19 protein-coding genes are annotated in these 20,901 nt (G+C 38.0%); 14 read left to right on the top strand and 5 right to left on the bottom strand.

What is annotated here, in order from left to right; genetic code table 11:
- Nucleotides 1-47: 47 nt before the first annotated feature.
- Complete coding sequence (locus ABH942_RS13330) at nt 48-722, top strand: SCO family protein (protein WP_370032760.1); 675 nt, start codon at nt 48-50, stop codon at nt 720-722.
- Between the two features lie 43 nt (nt 723-765).
- Here ABH942_RS13330 and ABH942_RS13335 read toward each other — a convergent pair whose 3' ends face one another.
- Complete coding sequence (locus tag ABH942_RS13335; RefSeq protein ID WP_370032762.1) at nt 766-1,203, bottom strand: YMGG-like glycine zipper-containing protein; 438 nt, start codon at nt 1,201-1,203, stop codon at nt 766-768.
- Nucleotides 1,204-1,429: 226 nt separating this feature from the next.
- Here ABH942_RS13335 and ABH942_RS13340 point away from each other — a divergent pair, with 226 nt between their 5' ends.
- The 3 genes from ABH942_RS13340 to ABH942_RS13350 are packed head-to-tail and all read left to right on the top strand — an operon-like array spanning nt 1,430 to nt 4,084.
- On the top strand, nt 1,430-1,666 hold the full coding sequence (locus ABH942_RS13340) for a FeoA family protein (RefSeq protein WP_139999084.1): 237 nt from the start codon (nt 1,430-1,432) through the stop codon (nt 1,664-1,666).
- The gene (gene feoB, locus ABH942_RS13345) at nt 1,663-3,900 is read left to right on the top strand and encodes a ferrous iron transport protein B (RefSeq protein ID WP_370032764.1); all 2,238 of its coding nucleotides are present in this window, start codon (nt 1,663-1,665) and stop codon (nt 3,898-3,900) included. The genes ABH942_RS13340 and feoB overlap by 4 nt, the downstream gene beginning before the upstream one ends.
- 58 nt (nt 3,901-3,958) lie before the next feature.
- Nucleotides 3,959-4,084 (top strand): FeoB-associated Cys-rich membrane protein, encoded by a 126-nt coding sequence (locus ABH942_RS13350; protein ID WP_370032766.1) that lies wholly within the window; start codon nt 3,959-3,961, stop codon nt 4,082-4,084.
- Here the strand turns inward: ABH942_RS13350 and ABH942_RS13355 are convergent.
- The gene (locus ABH942_RS13355) at nt 4,081-4,734 is read right to left on the bottom strand and encodes a metal-dependent transcriptional regulator (protein WP_370032768.1); all 654 of its coding nucleotides are present in this window, start codon (nt 4,732-4,734) and stop codon (nt 4,081-4,083) included. The two genes, ABH942_RS13350 and ABH942_RS13355, sit on opposite strands and share 4 nt — an antisense overlap.
- A 28-nt stretch (nt 4,735-4,762) precedes the next feature.
- Nucleotides 4,763-6,634 (bottom strand): Nramp family divalent metal transporter, encoded by a 1,872-nt coding sequence (locus ABH942_RS13360; protein ID WP_370032770.1) that lies wholly within the window; start codon nt 6,632-6,634, stop codon nt 4,763-4,765.
- 86 nt (nt 6,635-6,720) lie between these two features.
- Between ABH942_RS13360 and ABH942_RS13365 the strand changes: the two genes are divergently transcribed.
- From ABH942_RS13365 to ABH942_RS13410, 10 genes are all read left to right on the top strand, one after another.
- Nucleotides 6,721-8,982, top strand: a complete 2,262-nt coding sequence (locus tag ABH942_RS13365) for a TonB-dependent receptor domain-containing protein (RefSeq protein WP_370032772.1) — start codon at nt 6,721-6,723, stop codon at nt 8,980-8,982.
- Nucleotides 8,983-8,984: 2 nt separating this feature from the next.
- Nucleotides 8,985-9,443 carry a thioredoxin family protein gene (locus tag ABH942_RS13370; RefSeq protein ID WP_370032774.1) on the top strand — a complete coding sequence of 153 codons (459 nt, stop codon included), beginning with the start codon at nt 8,985-8,987 and terminating at the stop codon, nt 9,441-9,443.
- Between the two features lie 21 nt (nt 9,444-9,464).
- Nucleotides 9,465-10,607, top strand: coding sequence for a lycopene cyclase family protein (locus ABH942_RS13375; protein WP_370032776.1), 1,143 nt, complete (start codon nt 9,465-9,467; stop codon nt 10,605-10,607).
- Nucleotides 10,608-10,707: 100 nt separating this feature from the next.
- Nucleotides 10,708-11,118 (top strand): BrxA/BrxB family bacilliredoxin, encoded by a 411-nt coding sequence (locus tag ABH942_RS13380; protein WP_370032778.1) that lies wholly within the window; start codon nt 10,708-10,710, stop codon nt 11,116-11,118.
- A 183-nt stretch (nt 11,119-11,301) separates the two neighbouring features.
- The gene (locus ABH942_RS13385; RefSeq protein ID WP_370032780.1) at nt 11,302-12,681 is read left to right on the top strand and encodes a rhodanese-related sulfurtransferase; all 1,380 of its coding nucleotides are present in this window, start codon (nt 11,302-11,304) and stop codon (nt 12,679-12,681) included.
- 179 nt (nt 12,682-12,860) lie between these two features.
- Nucleotides 12,861-14,177: a stage 0 sporulation family protein gene (locus ABH942_RS13390; RefSeq protein WP_370032782.1), complete on the top strand. Its 1,317-nt coding sequence runs from the start codon at nt 12,861-12,863 to the stop codon at nt 14,175-14,177.
- The gene (locus ABH942_RS13395) at nt 14,161-14,646 is read left to right on the top strand and encodes a gliding motility lipoprotein GldH (RefSeq protein ID WP_370032784.1); all 486 of its coding nucleotides are present in this window, start codon (nt 14,161-14,163) and stop codon (nt 14,644-14,646) included. The genes ABH942_RS13390 and ABH942_RS13395 overlap by 17 nt, the downstream gene beginning before the upstream one ends.
- A 5-nt stretch (nt 14,647-14,651) precedes the next feature.
- Nucleotides 14,652-16,967, top strand: a complete 2,316-nt coding sequence (locus ABH942_RS13400; protein WP_370032786.1) for a penicillin-binding protein 1A — start codon at nt 14,652-14,654, stop codon at nt 16,965-16,967.
- 62 nt (nt 16,968-17,029) lie between these two features.
- Nucleotides 17,030-17,731 (top strand): CoA transferase subunit A, encoded by a 702-nt coding sequence (locus ABH942_RS13405; RefSeq protein ID WP_139999060.1) that lies wholly within the window; start codon nt 17,030-17,032, stop codon nt 17,729-17,731.
- Nucleotides 17,732-17,733: 2 nt separating this feature from the next.
- Nucleotides 17,734-18,393 (top strand): 3-oxoacid CoA-transferase subunit B, encoded by a 660-nt coding sequence (locus ABH942_RS13410; protein ID WP_139999058.1) that lies wholly within the window; start codon nt 17,734-17,736, stop codon nt 18,391-18,393.
- 42 nt (nt 18,394-18,435) lie between these two features.
- Here ABH942_RS13410 and ABH942_RS13415 read toward each other — a convergent pair whose 3' ends face one another.
- Entirely contained in the window at nt 18,436-19,173 is a 738-nt protein-coding gene (locus ABH942_RS13415; protein ID WP_370032788.1) for a hypothetical protein, read from the bottom strand.
- A gap of 8 nt (nt 19,174-19,181) precedes the next feature.
- Entirely contained in the window at nt 19,182-20,873 is a 1,692-nt protein-coding gene (locus ABH942_RS13420; RefSeq protein ID WP_370032790.1) for an ABC transporter ATP-binding protein, read from the bottom strand.
- Between the last annotated feature and the right edge of the window lie 28 nt (nt 20,874-20,901).

A 20,901-nucleotide genomic window follows, 5' to 3' on the forward strand; every position in this document is an offset into this window, starting at 1 on the left:
AATCTGCATGATGCTTTCTTTTGTAATTTCGCAAAAATTTCTTCACGATGCTTACCTTTTTTAAAAAATATAGAATTTTCTTTCTTGTCCTTTTCTTATTATCAGCGACTATCATTACACTTTTCTATTTCGCATTAAAACCGAAAAAGATGCTCAAGATTTATAATCCTGCCGATGTCAATCCTGAAATGGTGGACACTACCGTTCAGTATGTAAAAAAATACCATACCATTGATGATTTTTCGTTTACCAATCAGAACGGCAAAACGATAACTCAGAAAGATTATGAGGGAAAGATTTATGTTGCCGACTTCTTCTTTACGACTTGTCCGTCAATCTGCGTACCGATGGGCGAAAATATGGCATGGCTTCAAGAACAGATCAAGGACAATCCTAAAGTAATGTTGCTTTCCCATACTGTAATGCCTGACATTGATACGCCTGAAGTATTAAAAGCGTATGCCCTTAAAAAAGGAGTGATCGACAGCAAGTGGAACCTAGTTACCGGCGATAAAAAAGACATCTATTATATTGCCCGAAAATCATATCTGGCAGTAAAAACTACAGATTCCAGCGAATTATACGATATGGTTCATACCGAAAATTTTGTCCTTGTAGATGCAAAAAGACGAATCAGGGGATTTTATGACGGCACCAAACCTGAAGAAGTGAAAAGACTTCTGGAAGACATTAATTATTTATCCGCTGAAAAATCAGAATAAAAAAAGAGAGGCATAATGCCTCTCTTTTTAGTAATCCCAAAGGTTATTGTTTTTCTTTTTTCTTTTTGCTATCATCAATAATGGCTCCGGTTCCGGCACCTACAGCAGCTCCAGCTAGACCGCCAATAATAGCACCTTCGCCTTTTTTCTTAGAAACGGCCGCTCCGGTAATCGCTCCGGCTCCGGCTCCAATCACAGCTCCTTTTGCCGTATTGCTCCATCCTTTTTTCTTCTGTGCTGCAGTTACGGGCGCAGCAGTCTTATTCGCTGAAGCCTGAGCGGCCTTAGCCTCAGCTGCGGCTACCACGGCATTCATAGAATCGATAGTTCTTTGTTTGGCCAGTGCTTCTTCTTTTTCTTTCATTACCACTTTCATAGAATCTATCTCACGCTGTTGCTTTAACATCGCATTTTCACTGGCTGTATCTTTACACGCTGAGAAAATAATAACTATAAACGCGGCATACATTAGCTTTTTCATGACTTTTATTTTTGATTATGGTATAAAAGTAATCTTATAAAGCTGAGTAATTTTATAGGATTGCACTATAATTTTATAAAACTTGAATGCGGTTTTTTCTAAAAAAGGCCTCCTTTAAATCAAAAAGACTTTGTAAATACTGAGGTTTTGCGGCATTTTTTTATTTAACAGGCCTACTTCAATAATAATTCCTATTTTTGCAATCTAAATTGAATCTAAATAAGGCTTGAAAACTTTAGCACAGCTCAAAATCGGTCAGAAGGCACTGATACTCGACGTTAATATCGATACGATTCCTTTAAAATTGCTTGAAATGGGATGTCTTCCCGGCAATTTTGTAGAGCTATTGCAGATTGCTCCTCTTGGCGACCCGTTATATATTGATGTCAATGACAGTCATGTTGCCATACGCAAAGAAACTGCCCTTGCTATAACTGTTGAAGTCGTGAATGAAGCTCTATGAGTCATAAAAATCTTAAAGTCGCCCTTATAGGCAATCCAAATACCGGGAAAACTTCTGTCTTTAATCAGCTTACTGGATTGAAGCAACAGGTTGGTAATTATCCCGGAATAACTGTTGAAAAGAAAATCGGCTACAGCAAACTGACCGAAAACCTGAAAGCCACCATTCTTGACTTGCCGGGTACTTACAGCTTAAATGCCAGTTCTATTGATGAGAATGTGGTGATTGAACTGCTGCTCAACAAAAATGACGCTAATTATCCCGATGTTGCAGTTGTTGTTACCGAAGTAGAAAATCTTAAACGAAATCTACTACTCTTTACCCAGATAAAAGATTTAGAAATCCCTACAATTCTGGCTATAAACATGTCGGATCGGATGGATTATAAAGGAATCAGCCTCGACATTCCTTATCTTGAAGAGCAATTAAAAACCAAGATAGCGCTAATTAGCTCTCGAAAAAATATAGGCATTGACAATCTAAAACACCTCATAGCCGATTATAAAACCCTATCTACCGAACCTTGTCTGAATGCATCAAGCATTGATGTTGATTATTTCGATAAGCTCCGCCATGCTTTTCCAAAAGAACTGCTTTATAAATTATGGCTTGTCATTACACAAGACGTAAACTTTGGAGGATTGGAACGAAAAGAAATTGCTGAAAAATCTTTTGCAAAATCCAATTCCGAACTGAAAAAAATGCAACAAAAAGAAACTATCAAAAGATACCAGTTTATCAATGATGTTCTCAAAGTTGGATATACAGTAGATTCGTCCAAAGCGAAAGGCGTAAGAGCAACGCTGGATAGAATCCTGATGCACAAAGTTTTTGGATACGTTATCTTCTTTGCAATTCTGATGCTTATTTTCCAATCGGTCTTTTCATGGTCAAGCATTCCGATGGATTTTATTGACGAAAGTTTTGCTAAGCTGGCTAGTCTTTCAAAAGAACATCTTCCGCCTGGCGTATTGACCGATCTTGTTTCGGAAGGAATCATACCGGGAATTGGCGGAGTTGTAATTTTCATACCGCAAATTGCCTTTTTGTTTCTTTTTATTTCTGTATTGGAAGAAAGCGGTTATATGAGCCGTGTGGTTTTCCTAATGGATAAAATCATGAGAAGGTTTGGACTTAGCGGCAAGAGCGTCGTCCCGTTGATTTCAGGAACAGCTTGTGCGATTCCGGCTATCATGGCATCGAGAAATATCGAAAACTGGAAAGAGCGGTTGATAACCATCCTGATTACTCCTTTCACAACCTGTTCAGCAAGACTACCTGTATATGCCATCCTGATTGCCCTGATTATTCCCGATAAAAGAATTCTTGGCATTTTAAACCTGCAAGGACTGACCTTAATGGCCTTGTATCTTTTAGGTTTTTTCATGGCTATATTTTCTGCGTATATCCTAAACAAAATATTAAAGATAAAATCCAAATCCTATTTCGTGATTGAGATGCCTAATTACAGGCTGCCATTATTTAAAAATGTGGCCATCAACGTAATCGAAAAAACAAAATCTTTTGTGGTTGGAGCGGGAAAAATCATCCTTGCCATCTCGATAATCCTTTGGTTCCTGGGATCTCATGGTATGTCTCACGAATATGCAAATGCAGAAACTATTGTCAAAGAAAGAATCCAGAAGCAAGGACTAACGCGGTTCAACCAAAATTATATAGACAACACGCTTTCACAACATTATACAGCACTGCAAGACAGTGTTGCCAAAAATATTTATGCGATAAGTAACCAAGATATAGCCGACTCTTTAGCTGTTAAAAAAGTGGAACTTTTTGAAAAAGTAGAAAATCAGGAAATTTCCAGCTTTAAGCTCGAAAAATCCTTTATAGGAGTTTTAGGAAAAGGCATAGAACCTGTCATCAGACCTTTGGGTTACGATTGGAAAATTGGCATTGCGGTTATTACTTCCTTTGCAGCAAGAGAAGTATTTATTGGTACGCTGGCTTCTATTTACAGCGTAGACAGTGAAGAAGAAGCAACCATAAAAAGCCGAATGGAAGCCGAAGTCAATCCGGTTACAGGCGATAAAATTTTCAATTTTGCTACGGGAATATCGCTGTTACTTTTTTATGCTTTTGCGATGCAGTGTATCAGTACGCTGGCAATTACAAAAAAAGAAACCAATTCATGGAAATGGCCTATCATACAGCTGGTTTTTATGAGCACATTTGCCTATACCGTTTCGTTAATTGTCTATCAAATTTTGAAATAAGGTCCTGTTTATCATTTTCTTGGCATAAGCCAAAGAATTTAATTTTTAACTTTGAGATATGAATATTCAGCAAATCATAGCATACCTACTTGTAGCAGGAGCTTTTGCTTTTCTTGTCAAGAAATTCTTTTGGAAAAAGAAAAAGTCAGGAAATTGCGGTAATGACGATTGTGGCTGCCACTAAAGCAGCTTGACAAAAAGATTGCTTGCAATTTTATTGGAAATGGTAAGTTCTTTCCCATTCACTTTTATCCGTAAAGACAAATCAAAACTTTCTTTAGACAGAAACTCGATTTTTGATCCCAAAGCGATTTCTTGCTTATCGAGGTATTTTAAAAATTCCGAAGATGTATCTTTTACACCAACACAAATTCCAAATTGGTTTTCTGACAATTCCGAAAGCAGCTGTTTTTCTATTTTTATAATTCTTCCTTCTCTATCTGGTATAGGATCACCATGCGGGTCTTCTGTAGGATTATCTAAAAAATCATCCAGTTTATTGATCAATTTTTCTGACTTGATATGTTCCAGCTGTTCAGCAATATCATGCACCTCATCCCATGAAAAACCGAGCTTTTCCACTAGAAAAACTTCCCAAAGGCGGTGCTTTCTCACAATCATTTTTGCAGCCAACTTCCCTTCTTCCGTTAAGGAAACACCCTGGTATTTTTTATAATTGACCAGGCCTTTTTCAGCAAGCTTTTTCAACATATCCGTAACCGAAGAGGCTTTCGTCTCCATCTTTTCGGCAATAGCATTCGTACTGACTTCAGAATCTGAAGCTGTGGTAAGATGGTAGATTGTTTTTAAGTAATTTTCTTCTGAAAAAGTCATTGCAAAATATTTAAAATGTAAAGGTAACCTACTTCTTGACAATAAATAGTGGAATCGATATTTGATGGCGCAATTTATTAACCGTAGTCCCAAAAAGCAAATCCTTGAAACCGGTATGTCCGTGCGTTCCCATTACCAAAATATCAAAATTTCCTGCATTTACGATTTTCGGAATCACTTTGCCCGGCTTGCCAAATCCTAATTGAATCTCAATATTAAAGCCTTTTTGGATAAGCATGTCTCTATATTCGTTCAGTAGTTTTTCATCAATTGTCGTTTCATGATCCTGGATATTTTCACCATACATCATGGCCCCGACAGTTTCCACCACATGAATTAAGGTGTACTTTGCCTCAATTCCGCCCAGTTCAAAAGCACTGTTTATCGCAATTTCATCTGCCTCAGAAAAATCAACGGAAATAGCAATATTCTTTTTACTATAAGTTGCCTTTTCAGAAAACGTAAGAGTCATATTATGCGGTGAATGGTTGTAATTTTTGGCTTTCGACTTGGCTATAAAAGGCTTGAAAACAATATATAAAAGCAAAACCATAAACCCTATTGCCAAAGGAACAACCGTTAACCAAAGAACCAGAGGATTTTCCGCATTTTCTATCCATCCGCTAATCTCATCATACACTAATTTTGCGTTAAGCGAAACAATGACGGATGCGATAATCCAGGCAGCTATTTGGGTAATTTTTCCAATATGGAAACCTTTCATCTTTGTCTTGTCGCTTACAAAATGAATCAGCGGAATAATAGCAAATCCCAATTGGAGGCTCAAAATTACCTGACTAAAAATCAAAAGTTTTCCAGTAACCTGCTCACCATAAATCATAATGACAATAACAGCAGGAACAATGGCGATTAATCTTGTAATTATTCGGCGCACCCACGGCTGTATTCTCAAGTTCAGGTAACCTTCCATAACGATCTGTCCGGCTAACGTTCCTGTAATCGTAGAGCTTTGTCCTGCCGCAATTAAGGCTACAGCAAAAAGAATCGGGGCCCATTTTGTTCCCAAAAGCGGTTGTAAAAACTGATGCGCATCTTGAATCTCTGCCACATGAAACATCCCATTGCGATAGAATGTTGCCGCTGCCAGAATCAAAATAGCCGCATTCACGAAAAAAGCCAGGTTTAACGCTATCGTTGAATCGATAAGATTGTATTTTAAAGCCTGCTTGATTCCTTTATCTGTCCTGTCAAACTTTCTTGTCTGTACCAGTGAAGAATGCAAATACAAATTATGAGGCATCACAGTCGCACCAATAATACCAATGGCGATATATAATGCCGCTTCATTCGGTATGGAAGGAATCAGTCCTAATACGACTTTATCAAGTTCCGGTTCGGCAAATACCATTTCAAATACAAAAGAAAAACCTATGATCGCTACCAAAGCAATAATAAAAGCCTCCATTTTCCGTATGCCTTTATTGATAAGGAATAATAAAAGAAAAGTATCAAGAACCGTAATCAATACGCCTTCAATCAAAGGAATGTCAAATAGCAGGTTAATCCCGATTGCCATTCCTAATACTTCGGCAAGGTCGCAGGCCGCAATAGCAATCTCCGCTAAAAAGTAAAGAATGTAATTGATAAAAGGAGAATAGGTTTCTCGAGACGCCTGAGCCAAATCCCGCTGCGTCACAATTCCAAGTCGGGCGCTCAAACTTTGCAGAAGCAGTGCCATGATGTTGCTCATCAGAAGCACCCATAAAAGCGTATAACCAAACTGGCTTCCTCCTGCTATATCCGTCGCCCAGTTTCCCGGATCCATATATCCAACACTAATCAGATAGGCCGGACCCAAAAAAGCCAGCACTCTTCTAAATGCCGATTTTTTGTTTTGGGTAGCAACTGACCCGTGTACTTCTTCAAGTGATTTACCCATATAAACAATTATTAATACAAATATAATTATTTTATTTGCTTAGTAAAATATAATTTTTAGTTTTGTCTAAAAATAATTTGACTTAAATGAAAAATATAATTTTACTATTATTAATCTTTTCTTTTCAAAACTTTTACGCACAAGAAAAAGGTACTCTTTCCGGAAAAATTACTTCAGATGGAATTGCTATTACCGATGCTGATATCAAAATCTTGGGAACAAACTTTGGCGCTTCCTCAGATAGCTTGGGTCATTATAAAATCGAAAACATTCCTGCCGGGAATTATAAAATCCAAATAGCTTATGTGGGCAACAAAACCTTGAAAAAAAATATTACTATTAAAAAAGACGAAATTCTGAGTTGGAATGCGGAATTGGAAAACGACAAAAATTCTCTGGAAGAAGTCGTTGTCAGCGGTACTTTAAAACCCGTCAGCCGATTGGAAAGTCCGGTTCCCGTAGAAGTATACAAGCCTTCTTATTTCAAGAAAAACCCAACCGCTAATATTTTTGAAGCATTACAGAATGTGAATGGAGTACGCCCTCAGCTGAATTGCAATATCTGTAACACGGGTGACATCCACATCAACGGACTGGAAGGACCTTATACATTGGTATTGATTGATGGAATGCCTATCGTTAGCGGATTATCAACAGTTTACGGATTATCCGGAATCCCGAACTCGCTATTAGAACGCATTGAAATTGTAAAAGGTCCGGCATCATCCTTATATGGAAGCGAAGCCGTTGGCGGACTAATCAACATCATTACTAAAAGCCCATCCAATGCTCCACGATTTTCAATAGACGGCTTCAGCAACTCCTGGGGCGAAGTCAACCTGGATGCAGGATTTAAAGGAAACTTAGGCAAAAATTCTTCGGTCTTATTAGGTGTCAACTATTTCAATTACAGCAACCCGATAGACAACAACCATGATAATTTTACAGATGTTACGCTACAACACCGTATTTCTGTCTTTCAAAAATGGAACCTGGGCAGGAAAAGCAACAAATTATTTTCGCTTGCCGGCCGTTATTTTTATGAAGACCGCTGGGGAGGCGAAATGCAATGGGAGAAAAAATACCGTGGCGGTGATGAAGTTTATGGTGAAATCATTTACACCAAAAGATATGAATTATTAGGAGCCTATGAACTTCCTATTGAAGAAAAAATGCTGTTCTCTTTTTCATATACAGACCATGACCAAAATTCCGTCTATGGTAACACGCCCTATATGGCCCAGCAGCGAATCGGTTTTGGACAATTGACCTGGGATAAGAAAATTTCCAACCACGATTTGCTTTTTGGAACTGCTGTCCGTTATCAATTTTACAACGACAATACGCCTGCTACTTCAACTGCTGACAAAACCTGGATTCCGAGCATTTTTGCACAGGACGAAATCAAGTTCAACGACAAGCACAGCATCCTACTTGGCGCTCGATATGACTATAACAGCGACCACGGTTCCATTTTTACACCTCGTTTTGCCTATAAATTCAAGGCAACCGATAATGACATTATCCGCTTGAATGCAGGAACAGGATTTAGAGTAGTGAATTTATTTACAGAAGAACACGCCGCTTTGACCGGATCCAGGGAAGTTGTTATTGCAGAAGAACTAAAACCGGAGAAATCATATAATGCCAACATCAATTACCTGAAGAAAATCTATACTGAAAATGGTACTTATATTGGTCTTGAAACCGCTGCCTGGTATACGTATTTCACAAATTCTATCCTACCCGATTATGACACTGACCCGAATAAGATTATTTATAAAAACTTAGACGGTCATGCCGTAACTACCGGAGTTAGCACTAACATAGACATTGTTTTCCAAAACGGATTAAAACTTATTCTTGGAGCTACCTATATGGATGTTTCTAAAACCGAAAACAACATCAAGACAAGACAAATCCTCACGGAAAAGTTTTCAGGAACCTGGGCTATTTCCTATCGTATTCCAAAATTATTTCTCGATATCGACTATACCGGAAACGTCTACGGTCCGATGCGATTGCCACTGCTTGGAGAACTGGACCCGAGAAAAGAATATTCGCCTACATGGAGCATACAGAACATCCAATTCACTTACAATAAAATAAAAGATGTCGAAATTTATATGGGCATCAAGAACTTATTGAACTGGACACCAAACAAAGGGAATCCTTTTATCATTGCAAGAGCGAACGATCCTTTTGATAAAAATGTACAATACGGTCCGCAAGGAAATGTCCTACCTACGCCAGACAATCCGTATGCTTTGACTTTTGACCCAAGTTATGTCTATGGCCCAAATCAAGGCATCCGAAGCTTTTTTGGCGTGCGATATACTTTGAAATAATTATGAAAAAGTGGTTTGTCATACTAGCATTTTTAACGGCAGTCCCAACTTTTGCCCAACTCAACACGCATACTTTTGAAGAAGCAGAAAAACTAGCCTCAGACACTCCCAAGCCATATGTTATTTTTATACATACGGATTGGTGCAAATTCTGTAAGATGATGGAAAACACGACTTTTAAAAACAAAGAAATCATAGCAACCCTGAACCAGAATTTTTATTTTATTTCTTTTGATGCAGAAAACAAAAAGGATGTCTTTTTTAATAAAACGGTCTTTAAATTCAAGCCAAAAGGAAACAATTCAGGCATTCATGAATTGGCTACGGCTTTGGCTGAAAAAAATGGAAACACGACTTATCCGACAATTGCTATCCTGAATCCGGATTATTCGATAGCCGCACAGCTTCAATCGTATATGAATGCGAAAGATCTGCTTCAGGTTCTGAATAAAATCCGATAAAATATTCGCTATTTTTGGAATATGAAAAAGTACCATTACATTTTTGCGGGATCGGGACTGTCTGCTTTGATGACTGTCTACCAGATGGTACTTTCAGGAAAATTCAAAGAAAAGAAAATTCTTCTATTGGATACCGACTTGAAAAAAAACAACGACCGAACCTGGTGCTTTTGGGAAAAACCAAATGGAGATTACGAACATCTTGTATACAAAAAATGGAATACCGCTATTTTTTCGGATATGGGTTTTACACGTGATTTAAATCTAAATCCCTATCAATACAAGATGATACAAGGGTTGGATTTTTACCAACATGTTTTTGAAGCAATTTCAAAAGAACACAACATTGAATTCTTATCTCAAAAAATTATCCGCTTCACAGAAGATAATGACGATGTTTTGGTAGAAACGGAAACAGAAAAATACTACTGTGATAAGCTTTTCAATAGTATCTTAGATCTACAGGAAATTACTGCACAAAAAAAATATCCTTACTTGCAACAGCATTTTATTGGATGGAAAATCAAGGCTAAAGAACCTCTTTTCGATCCCGAAAAAGCTACTTTCATGGATTTTTCGGTAGCCCAAAAAGGAAATACGCGATTTATGTATGTATTACCTTTTTCAAAATCGGAAGCATTGGTAGAATACACCTTATTTTCAAAAGATCTGCTTCCGGAAAATGAATATGAAAACGAAATCCGGGACTATTTCAAAAAATTAGGAATTACAAATTACGAATTGATTGAGAAAGAACAGGGTGCAATTCCGATGACCTGTTATCCTTTTTGGCAAAAAAACACTAAAAACCTAGTGAATATAGGAAGTGCTGGCGGATGGACAAAAGCCAGTACCGGTTATACTTTTAAGAATGCCTCAAAAAAATCAAAAGAACTGGTTGCTTTTCTATTAACTGAAAATGATTTCAGAAAATTCCATAAAAAAACCAGATTTTGGTTTTATGACTTGCTGTTATTAGATATCCTGGATCGGAAAAACCATATCGGAAGCCGCATCTTTTCCTCCATGTTTCAAAAAGGAAATCCGGCACTTATTTTTAAATTTCTGGATGAAGAAACTTCATTTACCGAAGACATTCGTGTCATTTCCAAATGCCCAAAAACACCTTTTCTTCAGGCATTAGTCAGAAGAATCAGAATATAAAATCGCTTATGAAACTATAACAAATCTTTATACTCTATTTTTTTACAGCACCTCAAAACTTCGTAACTTTGTATTCTTAAACTTTAAACTAACAGAAGTTATGTATCCAGAAGAAATGGTAAAACCAATGCGTGCTGAATTGGCTGACGCAGGTTTTGAAGAATTATATAGTGCCGGTGCAGTTGAAAACGCAATTGCAAAATCAGGCACCACTTTGGTTGTTGTAAATTCAGTTTGCGGATGTGCTGCAAGAAATGCTCGTCCAGGCGCAAAAATGAGCTTGGATGGTGTTAAAAAACCAGACCATTTAGTAACTGTTTTTGCTGGAGTTGATAAGGAAGCTGTAGATGCAGCACGTGGATTTATGTTCCCTTTCCCTCCTTCTTCTCCTAGTATGGCACTTTTCAAAGATGGTGAATTAGTTCACATGTTGGAGCGCCACCACATCGAAGGTCGTCCAGCTGAAATGATTGCTGAGAACCTAAAAGATGCTTACACAGAATTCTGCTAAGAGATTTAAACATCTTTATATCAAACCAACCCTTTCAGCGTTTTAAACGCTGAAAGGGTTCTGTTTTTAAAAAGGATTCCCGAAACATGACAAATGTCATTTTCGATTCTTAGATAAAAGTCCTATTTTTGCACCAGATTTAAAAAAATCGACATAATTCTCTCAACTTAAAACGTTTATAGCATGCAACTGTACAACACTTTAAGCGCAGAAGAAAGAGCGGCACTTATTGACGAGGCCGGCAAACAGCGACTCACGCTGTCATTCTATGCGTATGCCAAAATTGAAGACCCGAAAAAATTTCGCGACGATTTATTTATAGCCTGGAATGAGCTTGACGCCCTTGGCCGAACGTATGTAGCCAAAGAAGGAATCAATGCCCAGATGTCTATTCCTGCGGAAAATTTGGAAGCTTTTCGTGAAACATTAGAAAAATATGATTTCATGAAAGATATACGCCTGAACGTAGCAGTGGAGCACGACGACCATTCTTTCTTGAAATTGACTGTTAAAGTCCGAGATAAAATTGTAGCTGACGGATTAAATGATGATACTTTTGACGTAACTAATATTGGTGTACACCTAAAAGCTAAAGAATTCAATCAGATTTTAGAAGACCCGAATACTATTGTTGTTGATTTTAGAAATCACTATGAAAGTGAAATCGGGCATTTCAAAGGAGCCATCACACCTGATGTTGAAACATTCCGCGAATCGTTGCCCATAATCAACGAGCAATTAAAAGACCATAAAGAAGATAAAAATCTGGTCATGTACTGTACCGGAGGAATTCGTTGTGAAAAAGCTTCTGCCTATTTCAAACACCAGGGATTTAAAAATGTCTTCCAACTCGAGGGCGGTATTATTAATTATGCCAAGCAAATCAAGGAAGAAAATATAGAAAGCAAATTCATTGGAAAGAATTTCGTTTTTGACCACAGGTTAGGCGAACGAATTACTGATGATATCATTTCACAATGCCACCAATGTGGAAAACCGTGTGACAATCATACGAATTGCGAAAATGAAGGCTGTCATTTATTATTCATCCAATGTGATGACTGTAAGGCCGTCATGGAAAACTGCTGTTCTACAGAATGTCAGGAAATTATCCATATGTCACTGGCGGATCAAGTAAAATTGCGTCGCGGTGTAAAAAATGGAAACATGATTTTCAGAAAAGGAAAATCTGAAAAATTAAAATTCAAACATTCTGGAGAATTATCGGATACGCCTCTAGCAAAAGCCGGCGACAATACTCTTGAAGCGGTTAAGCCAAAAGACATCCGACAAAAAATCAAAATAAAGAAAGCACTGATTGGAAAAGCAGAACACTATTTTGTAAAATCTGAAATCGGGCAATTCTTGATTGAAAAGGACGAATTGAAAATTGGCGACAAAATTATCATTTCTGGTCCTTCAACCGGAAACCAGGAATTACAGATAACCAAAATGTTTGTGGATGGTGCAGAAGGAACGTCTGCAAAACCTGGAGACAAAATAACCTTATCTCTTCCTTTCAGAATTCGCCTTTCTGATAAGCTTTATAAAGTCTTAGACTAAAAATATTTCTGTTTTATTTACGTTAAACCTATTGCGGGAATCTGCAATAGGTTTTTGTTTTTCTGCTGAATGGCAACAAATTACAGGCTTTGTATCATTAAAACTAAAAATACTATCTTTACGCACAAAATCATTTTACGAATTTTAAGTTGCGTTAATCGTGACATCTATATAAAATTATGGCTTGTACCAGTTGTTCAACGTCTGATGGCAGTGCGCCAAAAGGCTGTCAAAATAAAGGGACTTGCGGCACCGATAGCTGCAACAAATTAACCGTATTTGACTGGCTGTCAAACATGAGCCTTCCAAACGGAGAGACTCAATTTGACTGCGTAGAAATACGTTTTAAGAATGGGAGGAAGGAATTTTACAGAAATCCTGAAAAACTTTCTCTAAGTATGGGAGATATTGTGGCAACAGAATCTTCTCCCGGACACGATGTTGGAATTGTAACCCTGACCGGAGAATTGGTAAAGATACAAATGAAGAAAAAGTCGGTAAACCCTACGAGCAATGAGATTCTTAAGATTTATCGCAAGGCAACCCAAAAGGATATCGACATCTGGTCTGAAGCTCGTGCCAAGGAAGAACCGATGAAAGTCAGAGCACGCGAAATAGCTATTGCCCTAAAATTGGAAATGAAAATTTCTGATATCGAATTTCAAGGCGATGGTTCAAAAGCTACCTTTTACTATACTGCCAATGACCGTGTTGATTTCAGGCAGCTGATTAAAGATTTTGCCAGAGAATTCAGCACTAGAATTGAAATGAAACAAGTAGGTTTTCGTCAGGAAGCCGCCCGTTTAGGCGGAATCGGATCTTGCGGAAGGGAACTATGCTGTTCGACATGGCTGACCGATTTCAGAAGTGTCAATACCTCAGCGGCAAGATACCAGCAACTGTCGTTAAACCCACAAAAATTGGCGGGACAGTGTGGAAAATTAAAATGCTGTCTTAATTATGAGTTGGACACTTATATGGACGCCTTACAGCATTTTCCTGATTTCGACATCAAATTGATAACCGAAAAAGGTGATGCTATTTGCCAAAAACAAGACATTTTCAAAGGTCTTATGTGGTTTGCCTATACCAATAATTTTGCAAACTGGCATGTTCTTAAGGTAGAACAGGTCAATGAAATTATTGCGGAAAACAAACAGAAAAAGAAAGTTTCTTCGTTAGAAGATTATGTACTTGAGGTAACTGAGGAGCCAGAAAAGGATTTCAACAATGCTGTAGGACAGGAAAGCTTGACGCGTTTCGACCAGCCAAAGAAAAAGAAAAGACCGAAAAAACGCAAACAGACAGCAACGGCAGACAGTCCTGTTGCAGAAAAACCGGTAACCGAAAACAAAAATCCGAACGCAAATCCGAATAAGAATAATAACAACCGGAATAATCAGAAAAACAGGCCACAAAAGCCTGCAAACGAAAAAAAACCGGATAACAAAAACAACAATAACAACAACCGTCCAAAAAATGAGCCTAAAAAATAGCTTACTATTTGTTTTTGCAGCAATACTTTTGGTTTCCTGCGACAAGAAAAGGGTTTTCGACCAATATAAGTCGGTTGGAAAAGAATGGCACAAAGACAGCATTGCGTCATTTACTTATAACAGCCAGGACACTACGAAAGCCTATAACTTGTTTATAAATCTGCGTTCTAACAACGACTTCCCTTTCAACAATATCTTTTTAATAGTTGCTATGGAAGCGCCGGGCGGATTAACCAAAGTTGATACGCTCGAATACCAAATGGCCAATCCGGACGGAAGCCTATTGGGCGAAGGATTTTCCGATGTAAAAGAAAGCAAGCTTTATTTTAAAGAAAAATACAAATTCAAATCCTTAGGAGACTATAAAATTGGCATAATGCAGGCACTCCGCCAGACAGGAAAAGTAAATGGAGTAGAGTCATTGGCAGGAATAACAGAAGTCGGCTTTAGAATAGAAAAATTAGATTAGCAGTTATGGCAACTAAAAAAAAGAACAATACACAACAAGTTAAGGACGTAGCTTACTACAATAAGAAGTTCTGGAAAATATTCCTATACACTATGGTAGGAGTTGTCCTGATTTTTCTATTTGCCTCATGGGGACTTTTTGGCTCAATGCCTTCCTTTGAAGATCTTGAAAATCCGGAATCCAATCTGGCTACTGAAATCATTTCTTCCGATGGAGAAACTATCGGAAAATTTTATAACGAAAACAGAACTGCTATAAAATACTCTGATCTTCCAAAACATTTGGTTGATGCGTTGGTAGCTACCGAAGACGAGCGTTTTTACGAACACTCAGGAATCGATGCAAGAGGAACTTTAAGAGCCGTGACAAGCTTAGGAACAAGCGGTGGAGCGAGTACCATTACACAGCAATTGGCAAAAATGCTTTTCCACAAAGAAGGTTCCCGTTTCCTACCTTTCAGGATGATCCAGAAAGTTAAAGAATGGATTATTGCTACCCGTTTGGAAAGACAGTATACCAAACAGGAAATTATTGCCATGTACTTTAACAAAGCCGACTTCGTCAATAATGCAGTTGGAATCCGTTCTGCGGCAAAAGTATATTTTGGGAAAGAACCTCGTGATCTGAAAATTGAAGAAGCAGCGGTATTGGTAGGAATGCTTAAAAACCCTTCTCTTTTTAATCCTATCAAGGAAAAAAGAAAAGAACTGGTCTTTAAAAGAAGAAATACTGTTTTAGGGCAGATGGTAAAAAACAACTTTTTGGAAGAAGCCGCAAAAGAATCTTTATCCAAAAAACCGTTGGTTTTAGACTACCATCCTGAAAGCCATAACGAAGGAATTGCGACCTATTTCAGAGAATACCTGCGTGATTTCATGAAAACATGGGTAAAAAACAATCCTAAAAAAGACGGAACAGAATACGACATTTACCGTGATGGTCTGAAAATCTATACAACAATCGATTCAAGAATGCAGAAATATGCCGAAGAGGCTGTTGATGCGCATTTAACCAATCTGCAACAAGAGTTTTTCAAACAGGCCAAAACCAATAAAAATGCACCTTTTATTAAATTATCAGATGCAGAAACTGAAAGATTAATGGATCGCGCCAGACGAGCTTCAGAGCGTTGGAGACAGATGAGCAATCAGGGAAAAAGCGAAAGCGAAATCATAAAATCATTCGGTATCAAAACAGACATGACCGTGTTTTCATGGAAAGGCGAACGTGATACTGTTATGACACCTAACGATTCTATCCGATATTACAAGCACTTCCTTCAAACCGGAGTTATGGCTATGGAACCGAAAACAGGTTTTGTAAAAGCCTGGGTTGGTGGTATCAATTACAAACATTTCCAATACGACCACGTAGGGCAAGGTGCCAGACAGGTAGGTTCTACCTTTAAGCCATTTGTTTATGCTGCGGCAATCGAACAGCAGGGCTATTCTCCATGCGATTCCATCATCGATGCGCCTTATACCATTCCAAAAGGCAGACATAATGTAACCGAAACATGGACACCGCGAAACTCTAACGGAACTTATAAAGGAATGGTAACGTTGAAATATGCGTTAGCACAATCTATCAATACTGTTTCGGCTAAATTGATTGACAAGGTAGGCCCGGATGCGGTAATTGACCTTGTTAAAAAATTAGGTGTTAAATCAGACATACCTTCTCAACCTTCTATTGCTTTAGGAGCCGTAGAAATCACTGTTGAAGATATGGTAGCAGCTTATAGTACTTTCGCTAACCAGGGTGTTTATATAAAGCCTCAGGTAATCACTAGAATTGAAGATAAAAATGGCGTTGTTCTGTATGAATCAGTGCCAGAATCTCATGATGTATTGAATAAAGACATTGCATATGCTGTTATCAAGCTCCTTGAAGGTGTTACCGAATCAGGATCTGGAGGACGTTTAAGAACAGACGGTGGCGGTTTTGGTTATGAAATGATGACCGGTTATCCGTATGTACTTAGAAATCCGATTGCCGGAAAAACGGGAACAACCCAGAACCAATCTGACGGATGGTTTGTTGGTATGGTTCCAAATCTGGCAACAGGCGTATGGGTTGGAAACGAAGACCGTTCTGCACACTTCAAGAGCATTACTTATGGTCAAGGAGCTGTTATGGCCTTGCCAATATGGGGACTATTCATGAAAAAATGTTATGCTGATAAAGAATTAAACGTTTCCAAAGAACCGTTTGAAAGACCGGCCAACCTATCTATAAAAGTAGATTGTTGGAAACCAGCCGTAAAAGACACCACAAATGTCGATACAGATGATCAAAATTCCGAAGAATTTCGTTTTTAATAGAAACGCCTTTTTTAAGGCGTTTTTTTATATATTTATCCTCCAAAACAAACATTCATTATATGATTAATAAAAAAGTAGCGTCTGTTTCTGATGCACTGAAAGATATTCAAAATGGGCAGACCATAATGCTTGGCGGTTTCGGTCTGTGTGGAATTCCAGAAAACAGTATCGCAGAATTAGTAAAACTTGAGGTGACAGATCTGACCTGTATCTCAAACAATGCCGGAGTTGATGATTTCGGATTAGGCTTATTGCTTCAAAAACGCCAGATAAAAAAAATGATTTCTTCTTATGTAGGAGAAAATGCTGAATTTGAACGCCAGATGCTTTCAGGTGAACTGGAAGTAGAACTGACACCGCAAGGAACGTTGGCAGAAAAATGCCGTGCTGCACAAGCAGGAATCCCTGCATTCTTTACACCTGCCGGTTATGGTACAGAAGTCGCAGAAGGTAAGGAAGCGCGTGAATTCAACGGAAAAATGCACATCATGGAAGAAGCCTTCAAAGCTGATTTTTCTATTGTGAAAGCATGGAAAGGCGATGAAGCAGGCAACCTCATCTTTAAAGGAACAGCAAGGAATTTTAACGCTTGTATGGCTGGTGCTGCTAAAATCACCATTGCAGAAGTAGAAGAATTGGTTCCGGCCGGAGTATTAGATCCGAACCAGATCCACATTCCTGGAATCATGGTACAGCGCATTTTCCAAGGCGAAAAATTTGAGAAAAGAATTGAACAACGAACTGTCAGACAAAAAAACTAATTATGGCACTTACTAAAGAAGATATTGCAAAACGAATCGCCAAAGAAGTAAAAGATAAATATTTCGTCAACCTTGGAATCGGTATCCCAACTTTGGTTGCCAATTATGTTCGTGAAGATATTTCGGTAGAATTCCAAAGCGAAAACGGAGTATTGGGCATGGGACCTTTCCCTTTTGAAGGCGAAGAAGATGCTGATGTTATCAACGCAGGAAAACAAACCATCACGACACTTCCTGGAGCCAGTTTTTTTGATTCCGCATTCAGTTTCGGAATGATACGAAGCCAAAAGGTTGACCTGACCATTCTTGGTGCTATGGAAGTTTCTGAAAACGGTGACATCGCCAACTGGAAAATTCCTGGAAAAATGGTAAAAGGAATGGGCGGCGCTATGGATTTGGTAGCTTCTGCTGAAAATATTATCGTTGCCATGATGCATGTGAACAAAGCGGGAGAATCAAAACTTTTAAAAAGATGTTCTCTTCCTTTAACGGGTGTTGGATGCGTGAAAAAAGTAGTAACAGAATTGGCCGTTCTGGAAATTGTTCCTGAAGGATTCAAACTTTTGGAAAGAGCTCCGGGCGTTTCTGTAGAAGACATTAAAAAAGCCACTGAAGGCAACTTGATAATCGAAGGAACTATTCCGGAAATGGTTATCAACTAATATAAAAAACAAAAGCCACAAATTAACTTGTGGCTTTTGTTTTTATTGCTTGTAATATTCCTCAAAAGTAAAATTCTCCTTTCGGTATACCTTCCCTTTTTGTGTAAGCGGGATTTTTTTCCATTTCCCATTTTCAAAATTATAACGAACCGAATCCGCATAGGAAACTACTACCCTTTCTATCGAATCATTTGCGGTTTCATCAGAAGCCACTTCAATTGTCCTGGCGAAAAATGATTTCATCGGCTTGGTTTTAAAATCAGGCTCAAAGCGCTGGTCAACACCATAACCTCCATCCCACATAGAATCCCATTGTGTTACCAATTGTACGCCCTTTTCATCTAAAAAGAACAGGAAATGAGTATGCGTATAACCGCAGGCAGCAATACCATTGTTACAGTGGATAAATCTAGTGTCAGTATTTTCATTCTCTGAATCTGACATGAATTCCTGATTGATATTCCATTCGGCCCCACCTTCCATTCCAAAAACAATCTTTGAAGGATAGGTATAGATTACCTTATTATTCTTAAAAAAACCTATTTCAAAATAAGAAGTACCGATACTGTCTTTGTCATAGCTTCTTTTTATTTCTGTAATGACAACTTTATCGGCAGAGATTCCTTTGGAATCCAGCAATAATGAATCTTTCTGTATAAAATTAGGCTCGGTTGTTGGAACCACTTCTACATCTGAAGATGTTGCAACATCAACAGTTTCTTCTTTTTTATCCGTACAGGAAACACATAGTAAAAAAAGTGTGATAAGTATATATTTCATAAATTTAATTAATTCCCTTTTGGGATTGCTGCAATTAATTTTTTAGTGTATTCTTTCTGCGGATCATCATATAACACATCCGCATCTGCCATTTCTTCAATCTTGCCTTTGTTCATTACTAAAACCTGATCCGACATATATTTTACAACTGCCAAGTCATGGGAAATAAAAATATAAGTAAATCCGAAATTTTCTTTGAGTTCATTCAAAAGATTCAAAACCTGTGCCTGAACAGAAATATCCAAAGCAGAAACCGATTCATCACAAACAATCAGTTTGGGCTGTAAAGCAATAGTTCTGGCAATTCCTATTCGCTGTCTTTGTCCACCTGAAAATTCATGCGGATAACGATTGAAATATTCTGCACCGAGACCCACTCTTTCTAAAATTTCTATTGTCCTCGCTTTTCGTTCAGCATCATTTTTATACAACTTATGGACTTTCATCGGTTCCATAATAGCTTTGCCAACAGGAATCCTCGGGTTCAACGATGAATACGGATCCTGAAAAATAATCTGAATTTCTTTTCGTAACGCTCTGATATCATCTTTTGGCAACTTCATAATATCGACACCTCTGTAAAAAATCTGGCCTGCCGTTGCCTTGTCTAATTGCAGAATCGCATTTCCTAAAGTCGATTTTCCACATCCTGATTCACCAACCAAACCTAAAGTTTCTCCTTCATAAATTTTAAAACTGACATCATTGACCGCTTTGAAACCAATTTTTTTTCCAAAAAGTCCTGCTGAAGAAAAATATTCCTTTTCTACATTTTTAACTTCCAGAATCGGAGTTTGATGATATAATTTTTCATGCAGCTTTTTCCTTTCATCCGATGTAATAATTTCCTCACTAACTGAATTTTGCAGATAATCCTGTATGGTAGGAAGCCTTTTCAAGCGGACATCAAGTGATGGTCTTGAGCTGACTAATGCTTTTGTATAGATATGTTGCGGATTGTGGAAAACATCAGAGGCAATGCCTTGTTCTACAATTTCACCCTTATACATCACCAATACTCGGTTTGCAATTTCAGAAACCAAAGCCAGATCATGCGAAATAAACATAATGCTCATTCCAGTTTCCTGTTGGATATCTCTCAGCAATTGGATAATTTCCTTCTGTACAGTTACGTCCAGAGCGGTTGTTGGTTCATCGGCTATCAGGATTTTTGGCTTGCAGGCTATAGCCATAGCAATCATAACACGCTGTTTTTGTCCGCCCGAAATCTGGTGCGGATAACTTTCATAAATTTTTTCCGGATTAGGCAGCTTCACCCTGTCAAATAAATCAAGGGTTTCTTTGTGTATCTCTTTCTTGGAAAGTTTGGTGTGTTGCAACAGCATCTCTTCTACCTGAAATCCACATTTTAAAGATGGATTCAGCGAACTCATCGGTTCCTGAAAAATCATCGAAATGTCACGCCCTCTTAAATTCTGGAGTTCTTTTTTTGAAAACTGGGTTACATTTCTCCCTTCAAAAAGAATTTCTCCCTTTGTGATTTTAGAAATATTTTTAGGAAGTAATCCCATAACTGCCAGAGAAGAAACAGATTTCCCTGAACCCGATTCTCCTACAATTCCCAAAATCTCATTGCTTTGCAGTGCATAGCTTATAGAATTGATAATAGGTTTGTAGCCATCGTCTTTCTTAAAAGAAATTTCCAGGGTATTGACTTCTAATAATGGCTGTTTTTTCATGTCATAAAAATAGCAAAAAGATTTTCCT

It is taken from the genome of Flavobacterium sp. 28YEA47A (genome assembly GCF_041262125.1).
In the GTDB taxonomy this organism is placed as follows: Bacteria; Bacteroidota; Bacteroidia; order Flavobacteriales; family Flavobacteriaceae; genus Flavobacterium.